General features: G+C 67.2%; 14 protein-coding genes. 11 read left to right on the top strand and 3 right to left on the bottom strand.

Annotated features, from left to right (window positions below):
• Positions 1-4: 4 nt before the first annotated feature.
• Both PJ250_RS19135 and PJ250_RS19130 read right to left on the bottom strand, forming a co-directional pair.
• Positions 5-1,852, bottom strand: coding sequence for a DUF2075 domain-containing protein (locus tag PJ250_RS19135; RefSeq protein ID WP_271646200.1), 1,848 nt, complete (start codon positions 1,850-1,852; stop codon positions 5-7).
• Positions 1,853-1,883: 31 nt separating this feature from the next.
• Positions 1,884-2,234: a nucleotide pyrophosphohydrolase gene (locus PJ250_RS19130; RefSeq protein WP_271646198.1), complete on the bottom strand. Its 351-nt coding sequence runs from the start codon at positions 2,232-2,234 to the stop codon at positions 1,884-1,886.
• 78 nt (positions 2,235-2,312) lie between these two features.
• Between PJ250_RS19130 and PJ250_RS19125 the strand changes: the two genes are divergently transcribed.
• From PJ250_RS19125 to PJ250_RS19105, 5 genes are all read left to right on the top strand, one after another.
• Positions 2,313-3,020 (top strand): DUF429 domain-containing protein, encoded by a 708-nt coding sequence (locus PJ250_RS19125; RefSeq protein WP_271648705.1) that lies wholly within the window; start codon positions 2,313-2,315, stop codon positions 3,018-3,020.
• Positions 3,021-3,347: 327 nt separating this feature from the next.
• On the top strand, positions 3,348-3,971 hold the full coding sequence (locus PJ250_RS19120) for a hypothetical protein (RefSeq protein ID WP_271646197.1): 624 nt from the start codon (positions 3,348-3,350) through the stop codon (positions 3,969-3,971).
• 438 nt (positions 3,972-4,409) lie between these two features.
• The gene (locus PJ250_RS19115) at positions 4,410-7,073 is read left to right on the top strand and encodes a M1 family metallopeptidase (RefSeq protein ID WP_271646196.1); all 2,664 of its coding nucleotides are present in this window, start codon (positions 4,410-4,412) and stop codon (positions 7,071-7,073) included.
• 800 nt (positions 7,074-7,873) lie between these two features.
• Positions 7,874-8,500, top strand: coding sequence for an NADPH-dependent F420 reductase (locus PJ250_RS19110; protein WP_271646195.1), 627 nt, complete (start codon positions 7,874-7,876; stop codon positions 8,498-8,500).
• A 430-nt stretch (positions 8,501-8,930) separates the two neighbouring features.
• A complete protein-coding gene (locus PJ250_RS19105; RefSeq protein WP_271646194.1) occupies positions 8,931-11,456 on the top strand; it encodes an excinuclease ABC subunit UvrA in 2,526 nt (841 codons plus the stop codon).
• An 11-nt stretch (positions 11,457-11,467) separates the two neighbouring features.
• Here the strand turns inward: PJ250_RS19105 and PJ250_RS19100 are convergent, their stop codons facing one another.
• Complete coding sequence (locus PJ250_RS19100; protein ID WP_271646193.1) at positions 11,468-12,670, bottom strand: Aq_097 family APC-type transporter; 1,203 nt, start codon at positions 12,668-12,670, stop codon at positions 11,468-11,470.
• A 144-nt stretch (positions 12,671-12,814) separates the two neighbouring features.
• On the opposite strand from PJ250_RS19100, the gene PJ250_RS19095 reads away from it, so the two are divergent.
• The 6 genes from PJ250_RS19095 to PJ250_RS19070 all read left to right on the top strand — a co-directional run bounded on the left by PJ250_RS19095 (position 12,815) and on the right by PJ250_RS19070 (position 20,418).
• The gene (locus PJ250_RS19095; RefSeq protein ID WP_271646192.1) at positions 12,815-13,654 is read left to right on the top strand and encodes an alpha/beta hydrolase; all 840 of its coding nucleotides are present in this window, start codon (positions 12,815-12,817) and stop codon (positions 13,652-13,654) included.
• A 112-nt stretch (positions 13,655-13,766) separates the two neighbouring features.
• Positions 13,767-15,224 (top strand): glycoside hydrolase family 30 protein, encoded by a 1,458-nt coding sequence (locus PJ250_RS19090; RefSeq protein ID WP_271646191.1) that lies wholly within the window; start codon positions 13,767-13,769, stop codon positions 15,222-15,224.
• A 527-nt stretch (positions 15,225-15,751) separates the two neighbouring features.
• Positions 15,752-17,428 carry an FAD-dependent oxidoreductase gene (locus tag PJ250_RS19085; RefSeq protein ID WP_333909493.1) on the top strand — a complete coding sequence of 559 codons (1,677 nt, stop codon included), beginning with the start codon at positions 15,752-15,754 and terminating at the stop codon, positions 17,426-17,428.
• The gene (locus tag PJ250_RS19080; RefSeq protein WP_271646190.1) at positions 17,428-17,733 is read left to right on the top strand and encodes a UBP-type zinc finger domain-containing protein; all 306 of its coding nucleotides are present in this window, start codon (positions 17,428-17,430) and stop codon (positions 17,731-17,733) included. The genes PJ250_RS19085 and PJ250_RS19080 overlap by 1 nt, the downstream gene beginning before the upstream one ends.
• A 344-nt stretch (positions 17,734-18,077) precedes the next feature.
• A complete protein-coding gene (locus tag PJ250_RS19075; protein WP_271646189.1) occupies positions 18,078-18,533 on the top strand; it encodes an REP-associated tyrosine transposase in 456 nt (151 codons plus the stop codon).
• Positions 18,534-18,987: 454 nt separating this feature from the next.
• On the top strand, positions 18,988-20,418 hold the full coding sequence (locus PJ250_RS19070) for an MFS transporter (RefSeq protein WP_271646188.1): 1,431 nt from the start codon (positions 18,988-18,990) through the stop codon (positions 20,416-20,418).
• The last annotated feature ends 6 nt before the right edge of the window (positions 20,419-20,424 follow it).

Raw genomic sequence — 20,424 nt, 5'->3', positions numbered from 1 at the left:
GCGGTCATGCGTCACGCTCGGACCGATCAGCGATGTGCACATAACACCCTTTCATCCCCCGGCTCATCAGCGTTTTGTACGTGTTCCGCACGATCTGCTTTAGTCGTTCGCGCGTTGCGTCTGGATCATTTTTCATCAGGGTTTTCCAACCTCGCACCGAACGGTCCATGCGCGAGCGTGATTCCGGAAAAACCGTTGGCTCGCCATCGACCCAGCGCAGGTCCGGGCCGATGATCACGCCGACGTAGTCCAGCTCCAGGCCCTGGCAGGTATGGATGCAGCCGACCTGTTCGACCGAGTTCGGGGCGACGATCCAGAGGCTGCTGTCCTTGTCGAGGTTCCACTGGGCGCGGTAGTCGTATTCGGGGATCTCGATGTCCCAGGCCTTAGGGTTCTTCTTGCTCTTCCAGTCCCAGCAGTAACCGGCGACGACGCGGGCCTTGTTGTTGAGCTTGTTCTTTTCGCGGATCAGGTCGTGCAGTTCGACCGGGGAGTCGACGATGCGGAAATCGAAGCTGTTGCGGTCGAAGTCGGTGTTGGCCGTCTGCCGGATGCCCAGGAAGTTGTCCAGCCAGGCGATGTAGCCATCCGAGCCGGCGCAGCGGAACTGGGAGGCCAGTTCCAGCCGGGTCACCTCCGCGCCGGCGGCCTGCGCCCAGCGCTCCAGCTCGGCAATGCGGCCGATGTCTGACAAGGTCACCAGCTGGTCGTCGTCGGCAAAGAAGATGGTGCAGCGGGCGCTGCGGATCAGCTCCATTACCTGGTTCTGGCCGAGGTTGCCGTACAGGCCGCTCTTCTCATTGAGGCGGTGCGCTTCGTCCACGACCAGGGTGTCGAAGACGTTGGGCTGGCTGTCGTGAAAGCCGCCGGAGCCGGCGAACAGATTGCCGATCTCCGCCTGGCGCAGGTGACCGGCCAGCTTCTGCTTGTAGACGGCGCGCGGCGCCGCGTTCTTGGACACGTACTTGGTGAGCTGGCCGCGCTTGGTCAGGTTGACCAGCAGGTTGATGGCCACCACCGATTTGCCGGTGCCCGGGCCGCCCTTGACGATGACCACCTGCTTGCGGGCATCGCTGGCCTGCGCGGCCTTCGCCAGGCAGGTTTCATGGACCACCTTCTGGTCGTCCACCAGCACGAACTCTTCGTTGCCCTTGAGCATCCTGGCGACGCTGTCGGCCAGCATCTTCGAGGGGCGGATGCGGCCGTTCTCGATGCTGTAGAGCAGTTCGCCGTTGTCGCCCTTCCTGACGTGCTGTTTGATGAAGCCGCGCAGTTTGGCTAGCTCCTCGGCGCCATCGAGGAAGACCGGCGCCTTGTCGAGGTAGGCGGCATAGCGGGCGTCGCGGATGACGCCGTCGTCCTTGTAGTTGTGCAGGTAGGCACAGGGACGCAGCTCGGTGCCGGATTCGTAGATGGCCTCGTTGAAGCCGTTGAGCAGGGCGGCGTAGGACCAGGCCTGGTAGCTGGGGTGGGGACCTTCGGTTTCGGCACGGCCACCGCGGTTGGCGACGATGATCCCGTCCTTCTCGCTGACCTGAGAGCTGGACCACTGCTTGAGTTCGACGATGACCAGGTGCGGCGTGCCGTCGTCGGCCTTGCCGGACACGATGAAGTCGATGCGCTTGGAGGTCTGCGGAATGCCGAACTCGACCCCGATGCCGATATCGTCCGGGATCTCGCTGTCGCGCAGCACACGGGCCATGGCGGCGAGCGAATGGCGCCAGGACCTGAACTCGGAATCGGATGCGTAGCGTCCTGCGCGCTGGACGAAGGCCCGCTCGACCACGTCCTCGATCTGCGCATGATCGGTATCGTGCAGGAAAGTACGCTTTGTTGCCTGGTAGACGATCACGCCAGCGAGTCCTCCTTGGACGGCCGTTCTTTTAGAGTTTGGTGTATTTCCTGCTGGTGCCCTTGGCCAGGTCGACCGGGTACTTGGCGGCGTTGATCGCCAGCTTTTCGCGGGCCGCGGCCAGCGGGTCGATGCCCAGCTTGTCGGCCAGCTGCAGCAGGTAGAGCAGGACATCGGCGATTTCGTGGCCGACCTGTTGACGCTGCTCGTCGTCCAGGGCGCGGCTCTGCGCGTCGGTCAGCCACTGGAAGTGCTCCAGCACTTCGGCGGCCTCGATGGACAGCGACGCCGCAAGGTTCTTCGGCGAATGGAACTGCCCCCAATCCCGCTCTGCGGCGAAGCGGCGCAGCTCGGCCTGCAGTTGCTCGAGTTCCCCGTCCATGTTGTGGTGCCTTGCCTGCAATCGTCGTCGCAGTATAGAAGAGCCTGCCGGCTTGCCGGGCGGAGGAGGAAGCAGCGAATGGATCAGTGCATCGGGGGGGACGGGGCCCGGTCCGGCTGGATCGCGGTGTGGCGGGGGCAGGGTGGCCTGGCGTGGCGTGTCCACGGCGATGCACGTGCGCTGGTTGACGCGCACCGCGATGCCGCAGTGATCGCGGTGGACGTGCCGATTGGCCTGTCCGAGCACGGCGGACGTCCGGCCGAGCGCGAGGCCCGGCGTTTCGTTGGCGGTCGGCGCGCCTGCAGCCTCTTCTCGACGCCGGTGCGCGGGATCCTGGATGCGCAGACCCAGCCGGAGGCGTCGCGGCGCCACCGCGCGATCGACGGTCGTGGGTTTGGGGCCCAGTCCTTTGCCATCCTGTCCAAGATCCGCGAGTGGGACGAGCTGCTGCGCAGTAACCCGCAGGCGCGCCGTGTAGTGCGCGAGGTGCATCCGGAGGTGTCGTTCGCGGCGCTGGCCGGTGGCGCGGGGCAGGGTGTCGTCGCCAGCAAGCGCACGCCTGCTGGCGTTGCCGCCAGAAGCGCGTTGCTTGCCGCTGTGTTCGGCGAGGTGTCGATTTCGGATCTGCTGCAAGCCGTTCCTCCGCGCGAGGCCAAAACGGACGACGTGCTCGATGCGCTGGCTGCGCTGTGGACGGCTGAGAGGATCCGCGATGGCGTACCGCATTCGCTGCCGGCCGAGGTGGAGCCAGATGCCGCTGGATTGGATGCGGTGATCTGGTATTGAGCTGCACAGCATTTGGCGATTGCGACCGTTGATCGGCGCTCCTTGATTCTGATCGCGCATTATCTTGACGCGTCGAAAATTCAGTAGCAGTCTTGCTGCACGGAGCCTCGAAACTCCTCAAACAGCGGTACCCACCTCCGACAAACCGGTGGGTTTTTTGTGCCTGCATGTTTTGCAGGCGCAACCGACGCGATGCCTGCGTCGGGAGGGCGGTGAATACAACACCCGCAAGGGGAATAAGCCCGCCGGCTGTTTGCGGTTTCGAGCCTCCCGACTTCCCGTCCGCCGTTCCGGCGGGCGGTCACTTCATGGAATGAGGAGGCACCGATGTCAACGCACGAAACGCATGGACTTCATGACGCGCAGGCGCTGTTGGATCAGGAAGGCCGGCTCCCGCTGGTACGGCTGAGTGCGCATCTCAGATTGCTGGCAGGGCTGGCCCAGCGACGCGCCGAGGACGGCGCGGGCGATGGATTGGCGGACGGAGGTGGCGGCGAACTTGCGGGTTCCCTGCAACTGCTGGCCGACCGGTTGGACCGGGTGCTGAGTGAGGCATACCCGCCCTCATCGCAGGCGGACACGGCCGACACGATCGCGTATGAAGTCGCTTCGGATGAGGATGAGGATGAAGATGACGACGACGCGGAAGCCGATGACGAGGGCGATGCGGAAGCGGGCGATTTCCTCTTTGGCGTCACCCTGGATCAGATCGACACGCTCAACCGGCTGGTCCACGCGATCACGGCGCACGGGGACGTGGTGGCCGCCAGCGACATGGCCGAGTACGCCGATGGCACGTTGGCGCAGATGGGGCATACGGTCTTCGATGCCGGCCTGGAAGTGCGGGCGGTGCTCGAGGCCGTGGCGTCGCAGCGTTTGAGGGAGCGGGCGCCGCTTGGTCGCGTGCGTGAAGTGCGTGCTGTTTATGGGGTGGGGGCGCTGCTGCACTGAGCGTTTGTTGTGGGACGCGTGTCGAGGCATCGCGCTTTGGCGGTGCCTTGACGCGCGGTGCGCGGTGCTGGTGCGTAGCGGGTAAGGCGGCCCGAGTGGCGAGGTTTCTCGCCCCCTGGCTGCTTTGGGTCTTCTGCAGGCTGGGCGGAGAGCAGCGGAGCGAGCTCCGCTCTACGACGGCGCGGGGTTGGATGGAGAATATGTGCTGCGAGCTTCGGGCCTTGTAGAGCAGAGCTTGCTCTGCTGGGGCTTTCCCCGCGCGGGTGAGGTTTTCCGCGCGCTGGCCGGAGGGCAGCGGAGCGAGCTCCGCTCTACGGGGGGATTACCGGAGGACGGCGGGAAGGGCCGGCCATGACTTCCGGCGGTGTCGGCTGCCGGTGCGGCGGGGGATCATCGCCGGTCGGCGCTTTGAGGCGCCCTTCATTTTCGAGGATTCGCATGCGCAAGACCCTGGTGACCGCCATTGCCCTGGCCCTGGCCAGCACGAGCGTGGCCGCGTTGGCCCAAGCCGCTCCTGCTTCTTCCACCCCGGCGTCCTCCGCCGAGGTGACCACCCAACTGCCGCGCACGGCCAAGCCGAGCCACTACGCGGTGCAGATCACCCCGCACGCGGACAAGATGACCTTCGATGGCAAGGTCAAGATCGACGTGCAGGTGCTGCAGCCGACCAAGACCATCGTCCTGCAGGCGGCCAACCTGACCTTCGGCACCAGCACGCTCAGCGCCGGCAAGGGCAAGCCGATGACCGCCAAGGTCAGCACCGGTGCCGATGCGCAGACGGCGACCTTCGCCTTCGACAAGACGCTGGCGCCGGGCCAGTACACGCTGTCCATCGACTACAGCGGCATCATCAACACCCAGGCCAATGGCCTGTTCGCGCTGGACTACGCCACCGACAGCGGGCAGAAGCGTGCGCTGTACACCCAGTTCGAGAACTCCGACGCCCGCCGCTTCATCCCGTCCTGGGATGAGCCGGACTTCAAGGCGACCTTCGACCTGACCGTCGAGGTGCCGGCCGACCAGATGGCGGTGAGCAACATGCCCATCGCCTCATCCAAGGACGTGGCCGGCGGGATGAAGCAGGTGGTCTTCCAGACCTCGCCCAAGATGTCGACCTACCTGCTGTTCTTCGGCCTGGGCGACTTCGAGCGCGCCACGACCATGGGCCCCAACGGCACCGAGATCGGCGTGATCGCGCAGAAGGGCAAGGTGTCCCAGGCCAAGTTCGCGCTGGATTCCGGCCGCGACGTGCTCAAGGAATACAACGACTACTTCGGCGTGGACTATCCGCTGCCCAAGCTGGACAACATCGCCGCGCCGGGCCAGAGCCAGTTCTTCAGCGCGATGGAGAACTGGGGCGCGATCTTCACCTTCGAATACTCACTGCTGCTGGACCCGGCCATCTCCAACGTCAACGACGAGCAGCGCGTGTTCACCACCGCCGCGCACGAGATCGCCCACCAGTGGTTCGGCGACCTGGTGACCATGGCGTGGTGGGACGACCTGTGGCTCAACGAAGGCTTCGCCACCTGGATGGAAGGGCGCACCACGGCCAAGCTGCATCCGGAGTGGGACATCGACAAGACCGACGCGGCCTACACCAGCCGTGGCGCGATGGGCCGTGACGCCTACGCCACCACCCATCCGGTGGTGCAGCACGTGGCCACGGTGGAGCAGGCCAGCCAGGCCTTCGACGGCATCACCTACGGCAAGGGCTCGGCGGTGATCGGCATGCTGGAGGACTACGTGGGCTCGGACGCCTGGCGCGCCGGCGTGCGCAGCTACATCAAGAAGCACGAGCACGCCAACGCGGTGACCGACGACCTGTGGGCCGAGATGGACAAGGCCGCCCCGGGCAAGGACTTCACCCAGGTGGCGCATGACTTCACCCTGCAGCCGGGCGTACCGCTGATCAAGGCCAGCGCCACCTGCGCGGGCGGGCAGACCACCGTGACCCTGGAGCAGGGCGAATACACGGTCGACCGCCCCGACAAGACCCCGCTGCGCTGGCACGTGCCGGTGGCCCTGCGTGGCGCCGATGGCAAGGAAGTGCGCGTGCTGGTCGATGGCGACGCGCAGGTCAAGCTGCCCGGCTGCGACGGCCCGGTGCTGGTCAATGCCGGCCAGAAGGGCTACTACCGCACCCTGTACGCGCCGGCGCAGTTCAAGGCGCTGACGGCCAGCTTCAATACGCTGCCGGTGGTGGACCAGCTGGGCGTGATGATGGATACCAGCGCGCTGGCGACCATCGGCCTGCAGCCCGAATCGGACATGCTCAACCTGACCGCCAAGGTGCCGCTGAAGGCCTCCGACGACCTGTGGCTGCAGGTGGCCGGCACGCTGGGCGGCATCGACGACATGTTCGAGGGCAAGCCCAAGGCGCAGGCGGCATGGCGCAAGTACGCCATCGGCCGGCTCTCGCCCAAGTTCCAGCAGCTGGGCTGGGACAACCGCGATGGGGATGCCGCGCGGACCAAGCAGCTGCGCAGCAGCCTGATCGGCATCCTCAGCAGCCTGGGCGATGCGCAGGTCATCGCCGAGGCGCGTCGCCGCTTTGCCGCCTTCCAGGCCGATCCGTCCTCGCTCTCGCCTGACCTGCGCCGCACGGTGCTGGGCATCGTGGCGCGCAACGCCGATGCGACCACCTGGGAGGCCCTGCACCAGATGGCGCAGAAGGAGACCTCTTCCATGGTCCGCGACCAGTACTACAGCCTGCTGGCCTATGCCAAGGACGACGCCCTGGCGCGCAAGGCCCTGGACATGGCGCTGACCGACGAGCCGGGTGCGACCAACAGCGCCAGCATGATCGGTGGCGTCTCGCGCGAGCATCCGGACATGGCGTTCGACTTTGCCGTGGACCATCGCGAGCAGGTGAACAAGCTGGTCGACTCGACCTCGATCTCGCGCTACTACCCGCGCCTGGCCAGCGGCTCGACCGACCTGAAGATGGTCGACAAGCTCAACGCCTTCGCCGACAAGTACATCGCGCCGACCTCGCGTCGCGATGCGGAAACCGCAGTCACCGGCATCAAGACCCGCATCAAGCTGCGCGCCGAGCGCCTGCCGCAGATCGAAGCCTGGCTGAAGCAGCAGAAGGGCTGAGTTCCAACCTTCCCGGCGACACGAAGGAGCCCCGCGAAAGCGGGGCTTTTTCTTGCGTCTTCTCCCGACTGCGGGAAGCGGGAGACGAGAACACAGGCTGGCATCAGCGCCCGTTGGTGAGCTGCGCGCCCCAACGATCGCGACGCCTTTTCGCAGCCGGATCAGCGCCGTTCCCGACAATCTCCTCGCCGCGTAGAGCGGAGCTTGCTCCGCTGCTCTGCGATCAGAACGCAGGGAAGGCCTCAGCGGAGCAAGCTCCGCTCTACAAGGCCTCGGTGGCGGCTGCACCGCAAGCCAGCCACCCGATCCAGGCATCAGGCCAATGGGCAGGCATCACCCGAACAAGAGAAAAGTCTTTGTTCTTACGGTGAGTTGCGCCTTCTGCAGGTGTCGACCAGTGGCGCGCGCGGCGAGCATCGAGGTCGCACGTGATGCATGCGCGCCGCTTCGCTACGAGGCCAGGGCCATCAAGGCGGCCATGCGTTGGCGGTTTGTCTATGCAGCGCTGGCGCGCGTCCCGGCGCCTGACGCTTTTTCCTCACTCGGAAACCTGAAGGCGCAAGCCAGCGCCGAGGTTGCGTTCCCGAAGGTGAGTGGGGCGTGCGGCGAGAGAGCGGGCAAGGCGCCGGGCTGTGCAATCGCGGGAGTGCCGCGCGGCTTGCGCCAGCGTGGTTCCTGTAGGACTGGTCCAAGGTGGAGATTCATACGAATGAAAGGCGTATAGCAAATCCTTCACCGGGAGGCTCTGATGCGATCCGCATCATCGTGGACACTTTCATCTCAGGTCTAAAGGGCATCCCATGAAGATCGGATTTATCGGCAGCGGCAATATCGGCTCCATCGTGGCGCGCAAGGCCATCGAGGCCGGCCACGAGGTGGTCATGTCCAATTCGCGCGGGCCGGAGACCTTGTCCGGCTTGATTGGCGAGCTTGGTCCCAAGGCCAGCGCCGCCACTGCCAAGGACGCGGCCGAACAAGGCGAGATGGTGGTGGTCACCATTCCGCTGAAGGACTTGAAGGACGTGCCGGTCGCGCCGTTGGCCGGCAAGGTGATCATCGACACCATGAACTACTACCCCGAGCGCGACGGCCAGATCGCCGCGCTGGACAGTGGCGATACCACCACCAGCGAAATGACCGCCGAGCATCTGCCGGAATCGAAGGTGGTCAAGGCCTTCAACTCCATCCACGCCGAGGAGATCGGCACCGCGGCTCGGCCCAAGGGCGATCCGGAACGCCGCGCCTTGCCCATCGTCGGTGACGATGCCTCGGCCAAGGCCGTGGTGGCCGAGCTGATCGAATCTTTCGGTTTTGACGTGCTGGACGCCGGTAACCTGCATGAAGGCTTCCGCTACGAGAACGGCACCCCCGCCTACGGCGCCCGCGTCGGCAAGGCCGAGTTGGAAACGCTGCTGGCCAAGGCCTGATGGCTGAGCGCGGCCGGCTGCGGCGGCGCCCGTTATCCCCTTCTACCAATGACACAAAACGCCCCGCACCGCGGGGCGTTTCGATTGGTGCGTGCGAATCGCTGAGTGGTAGCGCTAGAGCTGCCAAATGACGAAGCGATCGTGGCTCGAGCACAGCGATGGCTATCAAGTGGGACAGGTCCACCTAAAGCGGGAGCCGTCTCGCGGGATTGGAGACGTCCGTCGCTCCAAGCCGCACATTTCGATAGGTTCCGCCCGCCGCAACGCACTGTGGCGTGGTTAGGCGTTCGGGCCCTACGTGGTGAAAGCTGGGGTGCCTCCAAGGGCGCGCTTCCATGGAGTGCTTGCACGGTGCGACCTGGCCGCCATTCGCGCCCTCCATGCGCGCTGGTCCGGATAATGGCGGCGTTCTTTTGCGAGTGCCGTCGTCATGTCCCAAGCTTCCCCATCTGGCCCCGCCGGCTTTGTCCGCGTGCGTGGTGCGCGCGAGCACAACCTGAAAGACGTGGATGTGGACATCCCGCGCGATGCGCTGGTGGTGTTCACCGGGGTGTCGGGGTCGGGCAAGTCCTCGTTGGCCTTTGGCACCTTGTTCGCCGAGGCGCAGCGGCGCTACCTGGATTCGATCTCGCCCTATGCACGCCGGTTGATCGACCAGGCCGGCGTGCCCGAGGTGGATGCCATCGAAGGCCTGCCCCCGGCGGTGGCCTTGCAGCAGCAGCGTGGCGCGCCGAGTACGCGCTCGTCGGTGGGCAGTGTCACCACCATCTCTAACTCGCTGCGCATGCTGTACTCGCGCGCCGGCGATTACCCCAAGGGGCAGGAAATCATCTATGCCGATGGGTTTTCGCCCAATACCCCCGCCGGGGCGTGTCCCACCTGCCATGGACTGGGGCGTGTGTATGAAGCCACCGAGGCCTCGATGGTGCCCGACCGCAGCCTGACCATCCGCGAGCGCGCGGTGGCGGCCTGGCCCGGTGCCTGGCACGGGCAGAACCAGCGCGACATCCTGACCACGCTGGGCATCGATGTGGACGTGCCGTGGTCCAAGCTGCCCAAGAAGACCCGCGACTGGATCCTGTTCACCGACGAGCAGCCGGTGGTGCCGGTGTACCCGGGCTTCAGCCTGGCCCAGACCCAGGCCGCGCTCAAACGCAAGACCGAGCCCAGCTACATGGGCACCTTCACCAGTGCGCGGCGCCATGTGCTGCATACCTTTGCCACCACCCAGAGTGCGCAGCAGAAAAAACGCGCGTCCCAGTACCTAGTCAGCACGCTGTGCCCGAGCTGCGACGGCAAACGCCTGCGGCGCGAGGCGCTGTCGGTCACCTTTGCCGGGCTGGATATCGGGGCGCTCTCGCAGTTGCCCTTGAGCGAGGTGGCGGCACGGCTGACACCGGCTGCGCAGGGCAAGGCGCATCGCGGCGATGGTCATCCCGAGCAGGCCATCGCCGCCCAGCGCATCGCGCAGGATCTGCTGGCGCGCATCGCCATCCTGCAGGACCTGGGCCTGGGTTACCTGACCCTGGAGCGCGGCACGCCGACGCTTTCACCGGGCGAATTGCAGCGCCTGCGCCTGGCCACGCAGATCCGTTCGCAGCTGTTTGGGGTGGTCTATGTCATGGACGAGCCATCCGCTGGCTTGCACCCGGCCGATGCGCAGGCGCTGCTGCGGGCGCTGGATCAGTTGAAGGGCGCAGGCAATTCGATCTTCGTGGTCGAACACGAGATTGATGTGATCCGCCATGCCGACTGGATTGTGGATGTTGGTCCTGCGGCGGGCGAGCAAGGCGGGCAGGTGCTGTACAGCGGCCCGCCGGCCGGCCTGGAACAGGTGCAGGCCTCGGCCACCCGGCGTTATCTGTTTGGCGGGCAGCAGGCGGTGCACAGCCGTGCGCGCCAGTCCAGCGCCTGGCTGCAGCTGCGCGGCATCACCCGCAACAACGTCGATGGACTGGACGTGGACATTCCCCTGGGCGTGTTCACCACGGTCACTGGGGTCAGTGGGTCGGGCAAGTCCTCGCTGGTCAGCCAGGCGCTGGTGGAGTTGCTGGCCGATCACCTGGGCCAGGCACGCGCGGATGACGAAGACGCACTCGATCCGCTGGAGCGTGGGGAAGAAGTTCCCACCGGCGGCCACATCGTGGCCGGGCTGGAGCACGTGCGCCGGTTGGTGCGCGTGGACCAGAAAGCCATCGGCCGTACCCCGCGTTCCAACTTGGCCACCTACACCGGACTGTTCGACCATGTGCGCAAGCGCTTTGCCGAAACACCGCAGGCCAGGCGGCGGCGCTTCGATGCCGGGCGGTTTTCCTTCAACGTGGCCAAGGGCCGCTGCGAAACCTGCCAGGGCGAGGGCGCGGTCAATGTGGAACTGTTGTTCATGCCCAGCGTCTATGCGCCGTGCCCCACCTGTCATGGCGCGCGCTACAACGCCAAGACCCTGGAGGTGGAGCTGCGCGGTCACAACATCGCCCAGGTCCTGCGCATGACCGTGGCGCAGGCCGCGGAATTCTTCGCCCAGGACGCCACCATCGCCCGGCCGCTGCAGGTCCTGATCGAGGTGGGCCTGGGCTATCTGCGCCTTGGGCAGCCTGCGACTGAACTCTCTGGCGGCGAAGCCCAGCGCATCAAGCTGGCCACCGAGCTGCAGCGCGCCCAGCGTCGCGACACCGTGTACGTGCTGGATGAACCTTCCACCGGCCTGCACCCGGCGGACGTGGATACCTTGATGACCCAGCTGCACGGGCTGGTGGAGGCCGGCAACACCGTGGTGGTGGTCGAGCACGACATGCGCGTGGCCGCAAGCAGCGATTGGGTGATCGACATGGGGCCGGGCGCTGGCGACCAGGGAGGCACGGTGATCGCGGCGGGACTGCCAGCCCAGGTGGCCAAGGCCAAGGGAAGCAGGACGGCGCCGTTCCTGCATGAGGTGTTGCACCCCAGCGGCGATTGATCGATGGTCGCCTACTCGGCGGGGACGCCGAGCAACGCGGCTGCCGTCATCAGCACCGACAGCGCGGCAAAGGCCAGGCGCCGCGTGCGCTGGCGCCTGGCCAGCACGGCGGCCAGCGCGCACTGCAGCGCGTAGTAGGCGGAAAACGCGCGCGAGGCGTCGCTGATGATCTGGTAGATGTCGGCCGTCCAGGTCAGGACCAGGCCAACCGCCGCCAGCAGGGCGTAGGCGGTCCGCGCCGGAATGCGGCCGCCGGTCATCTCATAGACCAGACCGCCGCAGCCGTTGGTATCGGCCACCGCGGCGCTGAACTGCGCGGCCAGGGCGGCCAGGATCAACAGCGCCGGCAGGGTGCTTGCGATCGGGGCCATCATCGCGATCACCGCGGTTTCCTCGTTGGGCACGCTGTCGGCGGTGAAGGCCACACTGGCCAGCCCGATATAGGCAATGTAGATCGCGGTGGACAACCACTGGGCATCGCGCATGGAGCGCACGCGCATCGGCGCGGCGTAGGCCTGTCCGAGGTAGCGGCTGGTCTCGAAGCCCTGCACGGTGATCACCAGCCCAAAGGCGAACGGCAGTGCCGACCAGTCCAGCGCGGGCGCATGCGTGTCGGGCAACTGGTGATGGCCGGCCAGGGTGCCGGCGAACACGGCCAGGCCGGCGAGCAGGCCGGCGATGACCGCCAGCTTGAGCGAGACGCTGATGGTCTCGGCGCGCTCCAGTCCGCGCAGGCCGCGCCACATGCCCAAGGCGGCGATCCCCATCAGGATCGCGCTGGTCACCACGCGCCCACTGACCACGCCGTGCAGCGGCCCGCTGCGCACGGCGAAGGCGCCGAACAGGTTGAGGTAGTAGCAGACCGAGATTACATAGGCGAAGGCCAGTGCCCAGGAGGCGACGCGGTCCAGCAAGGTCGCGGCACGGGGCGGTGTGCCGCCGCCGTTTTCCAGGGCGAGAATGTTGAAGCGGATCGCGGCGCCGACCGCATAGGCCAGGCCACAGAGCCCGGCCATCACCCATGCCGCCAGGTTGCCGAAACGATGCAGCAGCAGCGGCCCCAGCACCAGGAAGCCGCTGCCGATGATCGAGGCAAGGGGCGTGACCGTGGCCCGCCAGCGGTCGGCCTTGCGTAGTCGTGGCCACGCCAGCGCCACGGCGGCCATGGCGGCGGCCAGCCAGACACTCAGGTTCGACAGCCAGGGGGAGGGCATCGCACACGCGGGAAAACCAGTCGAAGTGCACCGTAGGACACCGGCACGAGATGGGCAAGCCGCACGTTGATCGGCGTGGAGCACTGTGAGGATGGCCCGCGATCCGCGATCATGTTCGCCACGATGCAGGCGTGGAGAACGGGGTTGGTCGCAATTCGCAAGCCGGTGGGCGCGGGGGCAGAGGTCCTTTCCGATCCCTGCCAGGCCATCGCCCCGCAGCCGCAGACCTTATCCGGTGCGCGCAGCTTCACCTACCGCCAGGCGTCCGGGCGCGACCTGCGCGTGCATGTGCTGGTGCCGGAGTCGGAGCAAGGCGGGGCGCCGCGGCCGGCGATCCTGTTTTTCTTCGGTGGGGCCTGGCGGGTGGGCGACATCAACGCCTTCCGCGCGCAGGCCGATGCCTGCGTGGCGCGCGGCTACGTGGCGGTGCTGGCCGACTACCGGGTCAAGTGCCGCGATGGCACCAGCCCGCTGGATGCCGTGCGTGATGCCCACGCCGCCCACACCTGGCTGCGCGCAGAAGCCGAGGGGCTGGGCGTGGACCCGGCGCGCATCGTCCTGTCCGGGGGCTCGGCCGGCGGCCACCTGGCGCTGACCACGGCGATGAAATCCGCGCGCGCGCATCGCCCCGCGGCGCTGGTGTTGTTCAATCCGGCGGTGGATCTGGTCGGCCCGGCACCGCTGGCGCTCAAGCTGGTCGCCCGGCGCATCTCGCCCAGCGTGCTGCCCGTGGCCGGGCTGCCACCGACGCTGGTCTTCCACGGACAGGACGATCAGGTGGTACCCGTCCACACCGTGGAGGCGTTCTGTGCGCGCGCCATCCGGGCCGGACGCCTGTGCCAGCTGCAGACCTACGCCGGGCATGGGCATGGCTTCTTCCACGGACAGCAGGACGATGCCGCGCTGGGGCGCTCGCCGTTTGCCGACACGCTGCAGCGAATGTGGCGGTTCCTGGACGCGCAGGGGCTCACGCCGGCGGGCTGAGGCAGGCGCTGCGGCCTGCTGAGTCGACAGATCGTCCCATGTCGCTCCCCCCGGCCCTCGGTTACCCTACCGGCCGCACTCAACACCCTGGGAGGGGAACGTGAAGCCATCCATGCTCTTATCGGCCGTGGGCACGCTCGGTGTCCTGCTGGCGCAGGCCGGACCCGCGCAGGCTGCCGCCGTGACCACCGCGGCCTATACCCCGGCTGGCGGCGCGGTCACCGTCTACACCACCGCCGAGGGCGCCGCCACGCAGATGGTGCCCAGCCAGGTGGCCGCGCCCAAGCCCGGGCATACGCTGAAAGAGGTGGAGAACTCGATCTTCGTCGACCCCACGCGCCGCTTCCAGGAGATGCTGGGCATCGGCGGGGCCATCACCGACGCCTCGGCCGAGGTCTACGCCAAACTGGACAAACCCACCCGGGCCGAGTTCATGAAGGCCTACTACGACCCCAAGGACGGCATCGGCTACACCTGGGCGCGCACCACCATCCACAGCTCGGATTTTTCCAGCGCCAGCTACACCTACATCAAGGAAGGCGATGCCGCGCTGAAGACCTTCAGCATCGATCATGACCGCAAGTACCGCATCCCGATGATCAAGGATGCGATCGCCGCGGCCGGCGGTAGCCTGCCGATGTTCGCCAGCCCGTGGAGCGCGCCGGCCTTCATGAAGGACACCGGCAACATGCTGCACGGCGGCCACCTGCTGCCCAAGTATGATGACGCCTGGGCGCAGTACTACACCAAGTTCATCGCCGCCTACGAGAAGGCCGGCATCCCGATCTGGGGCATCAGCATCCAGAACGAGCCGATGGCCGTGCAGACCTGGGAATCGATGCAGTACTCGGCCGAGGAGGAGCGCGACTTCCTGCGCGACCACCTCGGTCCGACCATGGCCAAGGCCGGCTACGGCGACAAGCCGATCATCGTGTGGGACCACAACCGCGACATGATGGTCCACCGCGCGCACGTGATCTTCGACGATCCGGAGGCGGCCAAGTACGCCTGGGGTATGGGCTTCCACTGGTACGAGACCTGGGCCGGGTTCGATCCGATGTTCGACAACGTCGCCGAGGTGACCCGCGCCTACCCGGACAAGCCGGTACTGCTGACCGAGGCCACCGTGGAGAAGTTCGACCCGGCGCGCTACCAGTACTGGCCCAATGGCGAGCGCTATGGCACCTCGATCATCCACGACCTCAATGGCGGCTCGGTGGCCTGGACCGACTGGAACGTGCTGCTGGATGAGCACGGTGGCCCCAACCACGTGGGCAACTTCTGCTTCTCGCCGATCCACGCCGATACCCACACCGGCAAGCTGATCTACACGCCCAGCTACTGGTACATCGGCCACTTCTCCAAGTTCATCCGCCCCGGCGCCAAGCGCGTCAGTGCGGCGAGCAGCCGCAGCAATTTGATGACGACCTCCTTCATCAACCCGGACAATTCGCTGGCCACCGTGGTGATGAATGCCAGCGACAAGGCGATCACCTACAACTTCTACGTCGGCGAGCAGTCCACCCAGGTGGAAATCCCCGCGCATGCGATCCAGACGCTGGTGTACTGACCGGTTCGTCGCGATCTTTGCTCCCGAGGGGCGCCGAGCCAGCTTGGCGCTACAGCGCGGCAGGCGTGCACCACAGCCCTTTCGGGCCATGCGTGTAGAGCGGACCTTGGTCCGCTAGGGCCTTCCCGGCGATCTGTCCGAAAGTCCGCCGAGCAAGCTCGGCGCTACAGCGCGGCAGGCGTGCACCACAGCCCTTTCGGGCCATGCGTGTAGAGCGGACCTTGGTCCGCTAGGGCCTTCCCGGCGATCTGTCCGAAAGTCCGCCGAGCAAGCTCGGCGCTACAGCGCGGCAGGCGTGCACCACACCCCTTCCGGGCGATGCCTGTAGAGCGGACCTTGGTCCGCTAGGGCCTTCCCGGCGATCTGTCCGAAAGCCCGCCGAGCAAGCCCGGCGCGACGGCATGCACCACATCCACGGATGAAGGCCAGCGGCTTGCCGCGGCCATGCCGACAGGGCGGGTCAGGCACGGCCGTTGGTGGTAGAAAGTGGGCCTGGCGCACTCTGCGCCCGTCGACCGGAGACGCCCATGGCCCTGAGTGATACCCGCCGGCACCAGATGTATCCGGTGCTGGACGCCGCGCAGCTGGCGCTGGCGCAACGTTTCGCAAGTGGTCCGCCGCGTCGCTTCGCGCCGGGCGAGGCCGTATTCGAGGTGGGCCAGCATGCCGCCCCGGTCTGGCTGGTCCTGGAGGGCAGCCTGTCGGTGATCCGGCGCGATGGCCTGGGCCATCAGGCGCAGATCACCGAACACCGCGCCGGGCAGTTCAGCGGCGAGGTCAGCCAGCTGGCCGGGCGCAGTTCGCTGGCCGGCGGTGTGGCCGGTGAGCATGGGTGCACGGCCGTGCCGCTGGATGCCGCGCATCTGCGCGCGCTGGTGATCGGCGCGGCCGAACTGGGCGAGCTGGTGATGCGCGCGCTGATCCTGCGCCGGGTCGGACTGATCGAAAGCGATGCGGTGGGATCGGTGCTGGTCGGGCACCCCGGCGAGGCGCACCTGGTGCGGCTGCAGGGCTTTTTGACGCGCAATGGCTATCCCAACGCACTGCTCGATGTCACCGTACCCGGCGAAGGGCGCGCGGTGGTCGAACGCATGGGCCTGCACGCCGAAGACCTGCCTTTGATGATCTGCCCCAACGGCACGGTGCTCCGGCGGCCGACCGATGCCGCCGCCGCCGGCTGTCTGGGCATGACCCCCGAGCTGGACCCGGACATCGTCCACGACGTGGTGGTGGTCGGTGCCGGGCCGGCAGGGCTGGCGACGGCGGTCTACGCCGCCTCGGAGGGCCTGAAGGTGCTGGTGCTGGAGCAGCGCGCCATTGGCGGGCAGGCCGGCGCTTCGATGCGGATCGAGAACTACCTGGGCTTTCCGACCGGTATCTCCGGGCAGGGTCTGGCCGGGCGCGCGTACAACCAGGCGCTGAAGTTCGGGGCCGAACTGGCCCTGCCGCTGGACGTGCTCCGCCTGGATTGCGCGGCCAGCGCGGAGGACCCGCTGGCGCCGCTGAAGCTGGTCCTGGACAGTGGTGCCACGGTGTCGGCGCGTACCGTGGTGGTGGCGTCCGGTGCGCGCTATCGGCGTCCGGAGCTGGAACAGCTGGCGCGCTTCGAGGGCGCGGGCGTGTCCTACTGGGCCTCGCCCATCGAGGCGCGCATGTGCAGCGGCGAGGACGTCGCGCTGTTGGGCGGAGGCAATTCGGCCGGGCAGGCCGTGGTCTTCCTGGCCCCGCAGGTCAAGACGCTGCACCTGGTGATTCGCGGCAAGGGACTGGAAAGCTCGATGTCGCGCTACCTGATCGAACGCATCGCCGCGCTGCCCAACGTGGTGCTGCACACTGGCACCGAGCTGGTCGCGCTGGAGGCCGATGCCGACGGTGCGTTGGCTGGTGCGGTCTACCGCGAACGCGGCAGTGGGCAGACCCATCACTGCGACCTGCGCCACCTGTTCCTCTTCATCGGCGCCGATCCCAATACCGACTGGCTCAAGGGCTGCGTCGGACTCGATCCGGCCGGCTTCGTCCTCACCGGCCAGCATGGCAGCTCCCTGCAGACCGATCGTCCCGGGGTGTTTGCCATCGGCGATGTCCGTGCCGGATCGGTCAAGCGTGTGGCCGCCGCGGTGGGAGAGGGGGCGCAGGTGGTGGCCCAGATCCACCAGTACCTCGCCGAGCTGGACGCCATGCAAACTTCCCGGGAGACCGTGTGATGCCGAAGACCTGCACGCATTTGGAGACCATCGAAGACGTCACGCCCAGCGCCCGCGGCTGCCAGGAGTGTCTGGCCATCGGCAGCCCCTGGGTGCATCTGCGCCTGTGCCGGACCTGTGGCCATGTCGGCTGCTGCGACGACTCCCCGCACCGGCACGCCAGCGCGCACTTCCGCGCCACCGGCCACCCCATCATCGAGGGCTACGATCCGCCCGAGGGCTGGGGCTGGTGCTACGTGGATCGGGTGGAGGTGGAATTGCCGGACCAGACGCCTCAGGTGGGGCCGATTCCACGCTTCGTCTGAGGCAGGCAGTTTGCTTGCAGCGCCGGCGATGCCGGCCCTGATGGGCTGACCGGGTTGTCGTGATCTATCCCAACAGCCGCCGAGCAAGCTCGGCGCTACAGGCCGTACTTGTAGAGCGGACCTTGGTCCGCTGGCCTTCCCGGCGCTCCGTCCGAACAGCCGCCGAGCAGGCTCGGCGCTACGGTCGGCCAGGCGTACATCACAATCCGTCCAGGCCATGCGCGTAGGGCGGACCTTGGTCCGCTGAGGCCTTCCCGGCGCCGCTCGACGGCTTCGGATTTATCCGACCCGTGCCTGCGCGCTGCACTGATGGGCGCGTGGTGCCACGCGCGGGATGCTGGGGCATGCCCAGTCCATTGCTCCTGCGTGGCCGCCGCTCGTCTCTGGATGCGGTCTACATGATCACCACGGTGACCGTGCTGCGACAGCGCTGGCTGGCGCCTGCCTCGGCGGCGCAGGGTGTCGAGGCGGTCCTGCGGAACATGGATGCTGCCGGTTGGACCACGTCGTTGGCGTGGGTTGTCATGCCTGATCATCTGCATTGGTTGTTTGTGCTGCAGGCGGGGGGCCTGAGTTCCGTCGTGCAGCGAGCCAAGTCGTGCGCCGCCCGCAGCGTCAACGCCGCGCACGCGCGCAGCGGAGCGGTGTGGCAGGCGGGCTTCTACGACCGTCAACTCCGTGCCGACGAGGACCTGCGGACCTTGGCCTATTACATCCTGGCCAATCCGGTCCGCAGCGGGCTGGCCGGGCAGGTCGGGGAGTATCCGTATGCCTGGTGTTATGCAGGCACGGACCCGTAGAGCGGACCTTGGTCCGCCTGGGCCTTCCCAGCGAGCTGTCCGAAGGGCCGCCGAGCAAGCTCGGCGCTACAGTCGGCCAAGCGTGCATCACAACCCTCCCGGGCTGTGCGCGTAGAGCGGACCTTGGTCCGCTTGGGCCTTCCCAGTGAGCTGTCCGGAAGGCCGCCGAGCAAGCTCGGCGCTACAGTCCGCCGGTGTAGATCACGGTCTTCCGGGCGATGCCCGTAGAGCGGACCTTGGTCCGCTTGGGCTCTCCCAGCGAGCTGTCCGGAAGGCTGCCGAGCAAGCTCGGCGCTACAGTCCGCCGGGCGTACATCACGATCGGTCCGGGCAGGTGGGTCCGTGCGGTGTGCCGGCAGATGGGTCGAACCGGTGTGCCGACGCAAGCGGATCACAGCGGCGCACGCGGCGTTGCGCGAAAATAGGCTCGCCCCCTCGCTTATCCCCCGGCCCGTTGAAACCCGAACGCCTGCTGCCCCTGATCGTCGCCACCGCCTTGTTCATCGAGAACATGGACTCCACGGCGATCACGACTTCGCTGCCGGCGATCGCGCAGGACTTGGAGGTCGAGCCGGTCGCGCTGAAGCTGGCGCTGACCACCTACATGCTGGCCCTGGCGGTGTTCATTCCGATCAGCGGGTGGGTGGCCGACCGCTTCGGCGCGCGGCCGACTTTCATGACGGCCATTGGCGTGTTCCTGCTGGGTTCGCTGGGCTGCGCGGTGGCCGGCTCGCTGGAATGGCTGGTGGTGGCGCGCTTCGTCCAGGGCATGGGCGGGGCGATGATGGTGCCGGTCGGGCGCCTGGTCCTGCTGCGCAGCGTGGCCAAGGCCGAGTTGGTGCGCGCGCTGAGCTGGCTGACCATCCCCGCGTTGATGGGGCCGATCCTGGGTCCGCTGCTGGGCGGCATGATCACCACCTGGGGGCATTGGCGCTTCATCTTCCTGATCAACCTGCCGATGGGCGCGCTGGGCATCTTCCTGGCCTGGCGTCACATCCCACTGCTCAAGGGTGAGGTCAAGCCGCTGGACTGGGTGGGGTTCGCGCTGTCCGGCGTAGGCCTTGCCCTGGCGATGTTCGGCCTGGCCACGATGGGCCGGCACATGGTCAATCTGGGGCTTGCACTGGGATGCGCGGCCTTGGGCGTGCTCGCGCTGCTGGGCTATGGCTGGCACGCGCGCCGGCATCCGCATCCGCTGGTGGACCTGGGCCTGCTGCGCATCCCGACCTATCGCATCGGGGTGCTGGGCGGTTCGCTGTTCCGCATCGGGATCGGTGCGATTCCGTTCCTGCTGCCGCTGATGCTGCAGCTGGGGTTCGGACTCAATCCGTTCGAGTCGGGCCTGGTGACCTTCACCTCGGCGGCCGGGGCGATGTTCATGAAGACCCTGGCCGCGAGCATCCTCAAGCGCTTCGGCTTCCGCCGGGTGCTGGTGGGCAATGCGGTGATCGCTTCGGTGGCGCTGGCCGTGGTCGGGCTGTTCCGCGAATCCACGCCCTACGCGCTGATGGTGGGGGTGTTGCTGGTGAGCGGTTGCTTCCGCTCGCTGCAGTTCACCAGCCTCAACGCCATCGTCTACGCCGACGTGGACCAGGCGCGCATGGCCCAGGCCAGCAGCCTGTCGGCGATGATCCAGCAGATCTCGCTGGCCTTGGGCATCACCGTGGGCGGCTACGCCTTGACCGGGGCCAGCCTGGCGACCGGGCAGGCCACCGGCGTGCCGATCAACTTCACCTTCGCCTTCCTCACCGTGGCGTTGATCTCGGCCAGCTCGGTGCTGGTGATGCGCCAGCTGACGCCCGATGCCGGCGCGGAAATGGCCGGGCGCGCCAAGCCCGGCGAGGAAGTGCACGAACCCAAGGTGGTGGCGCGGCCCGGCAACTGATGCCAC

Origin of the sequence: Pseudoxanthomonas sp. JBR18 (genome assembly GCF_028198165.1) — a bacterium.
Classification (GTDB): Bacteria; Pseudomonadota; Gammaproteobacteria; order Xanthomonadales; family Xanthomonadaceae; genus Pseudoxanthomonas_A.
The sequence above is the reverse complement of the archived record's forward strand: the minus strand, read 5'-3'. Positions and strand labels throughout refer to the sequence as shown.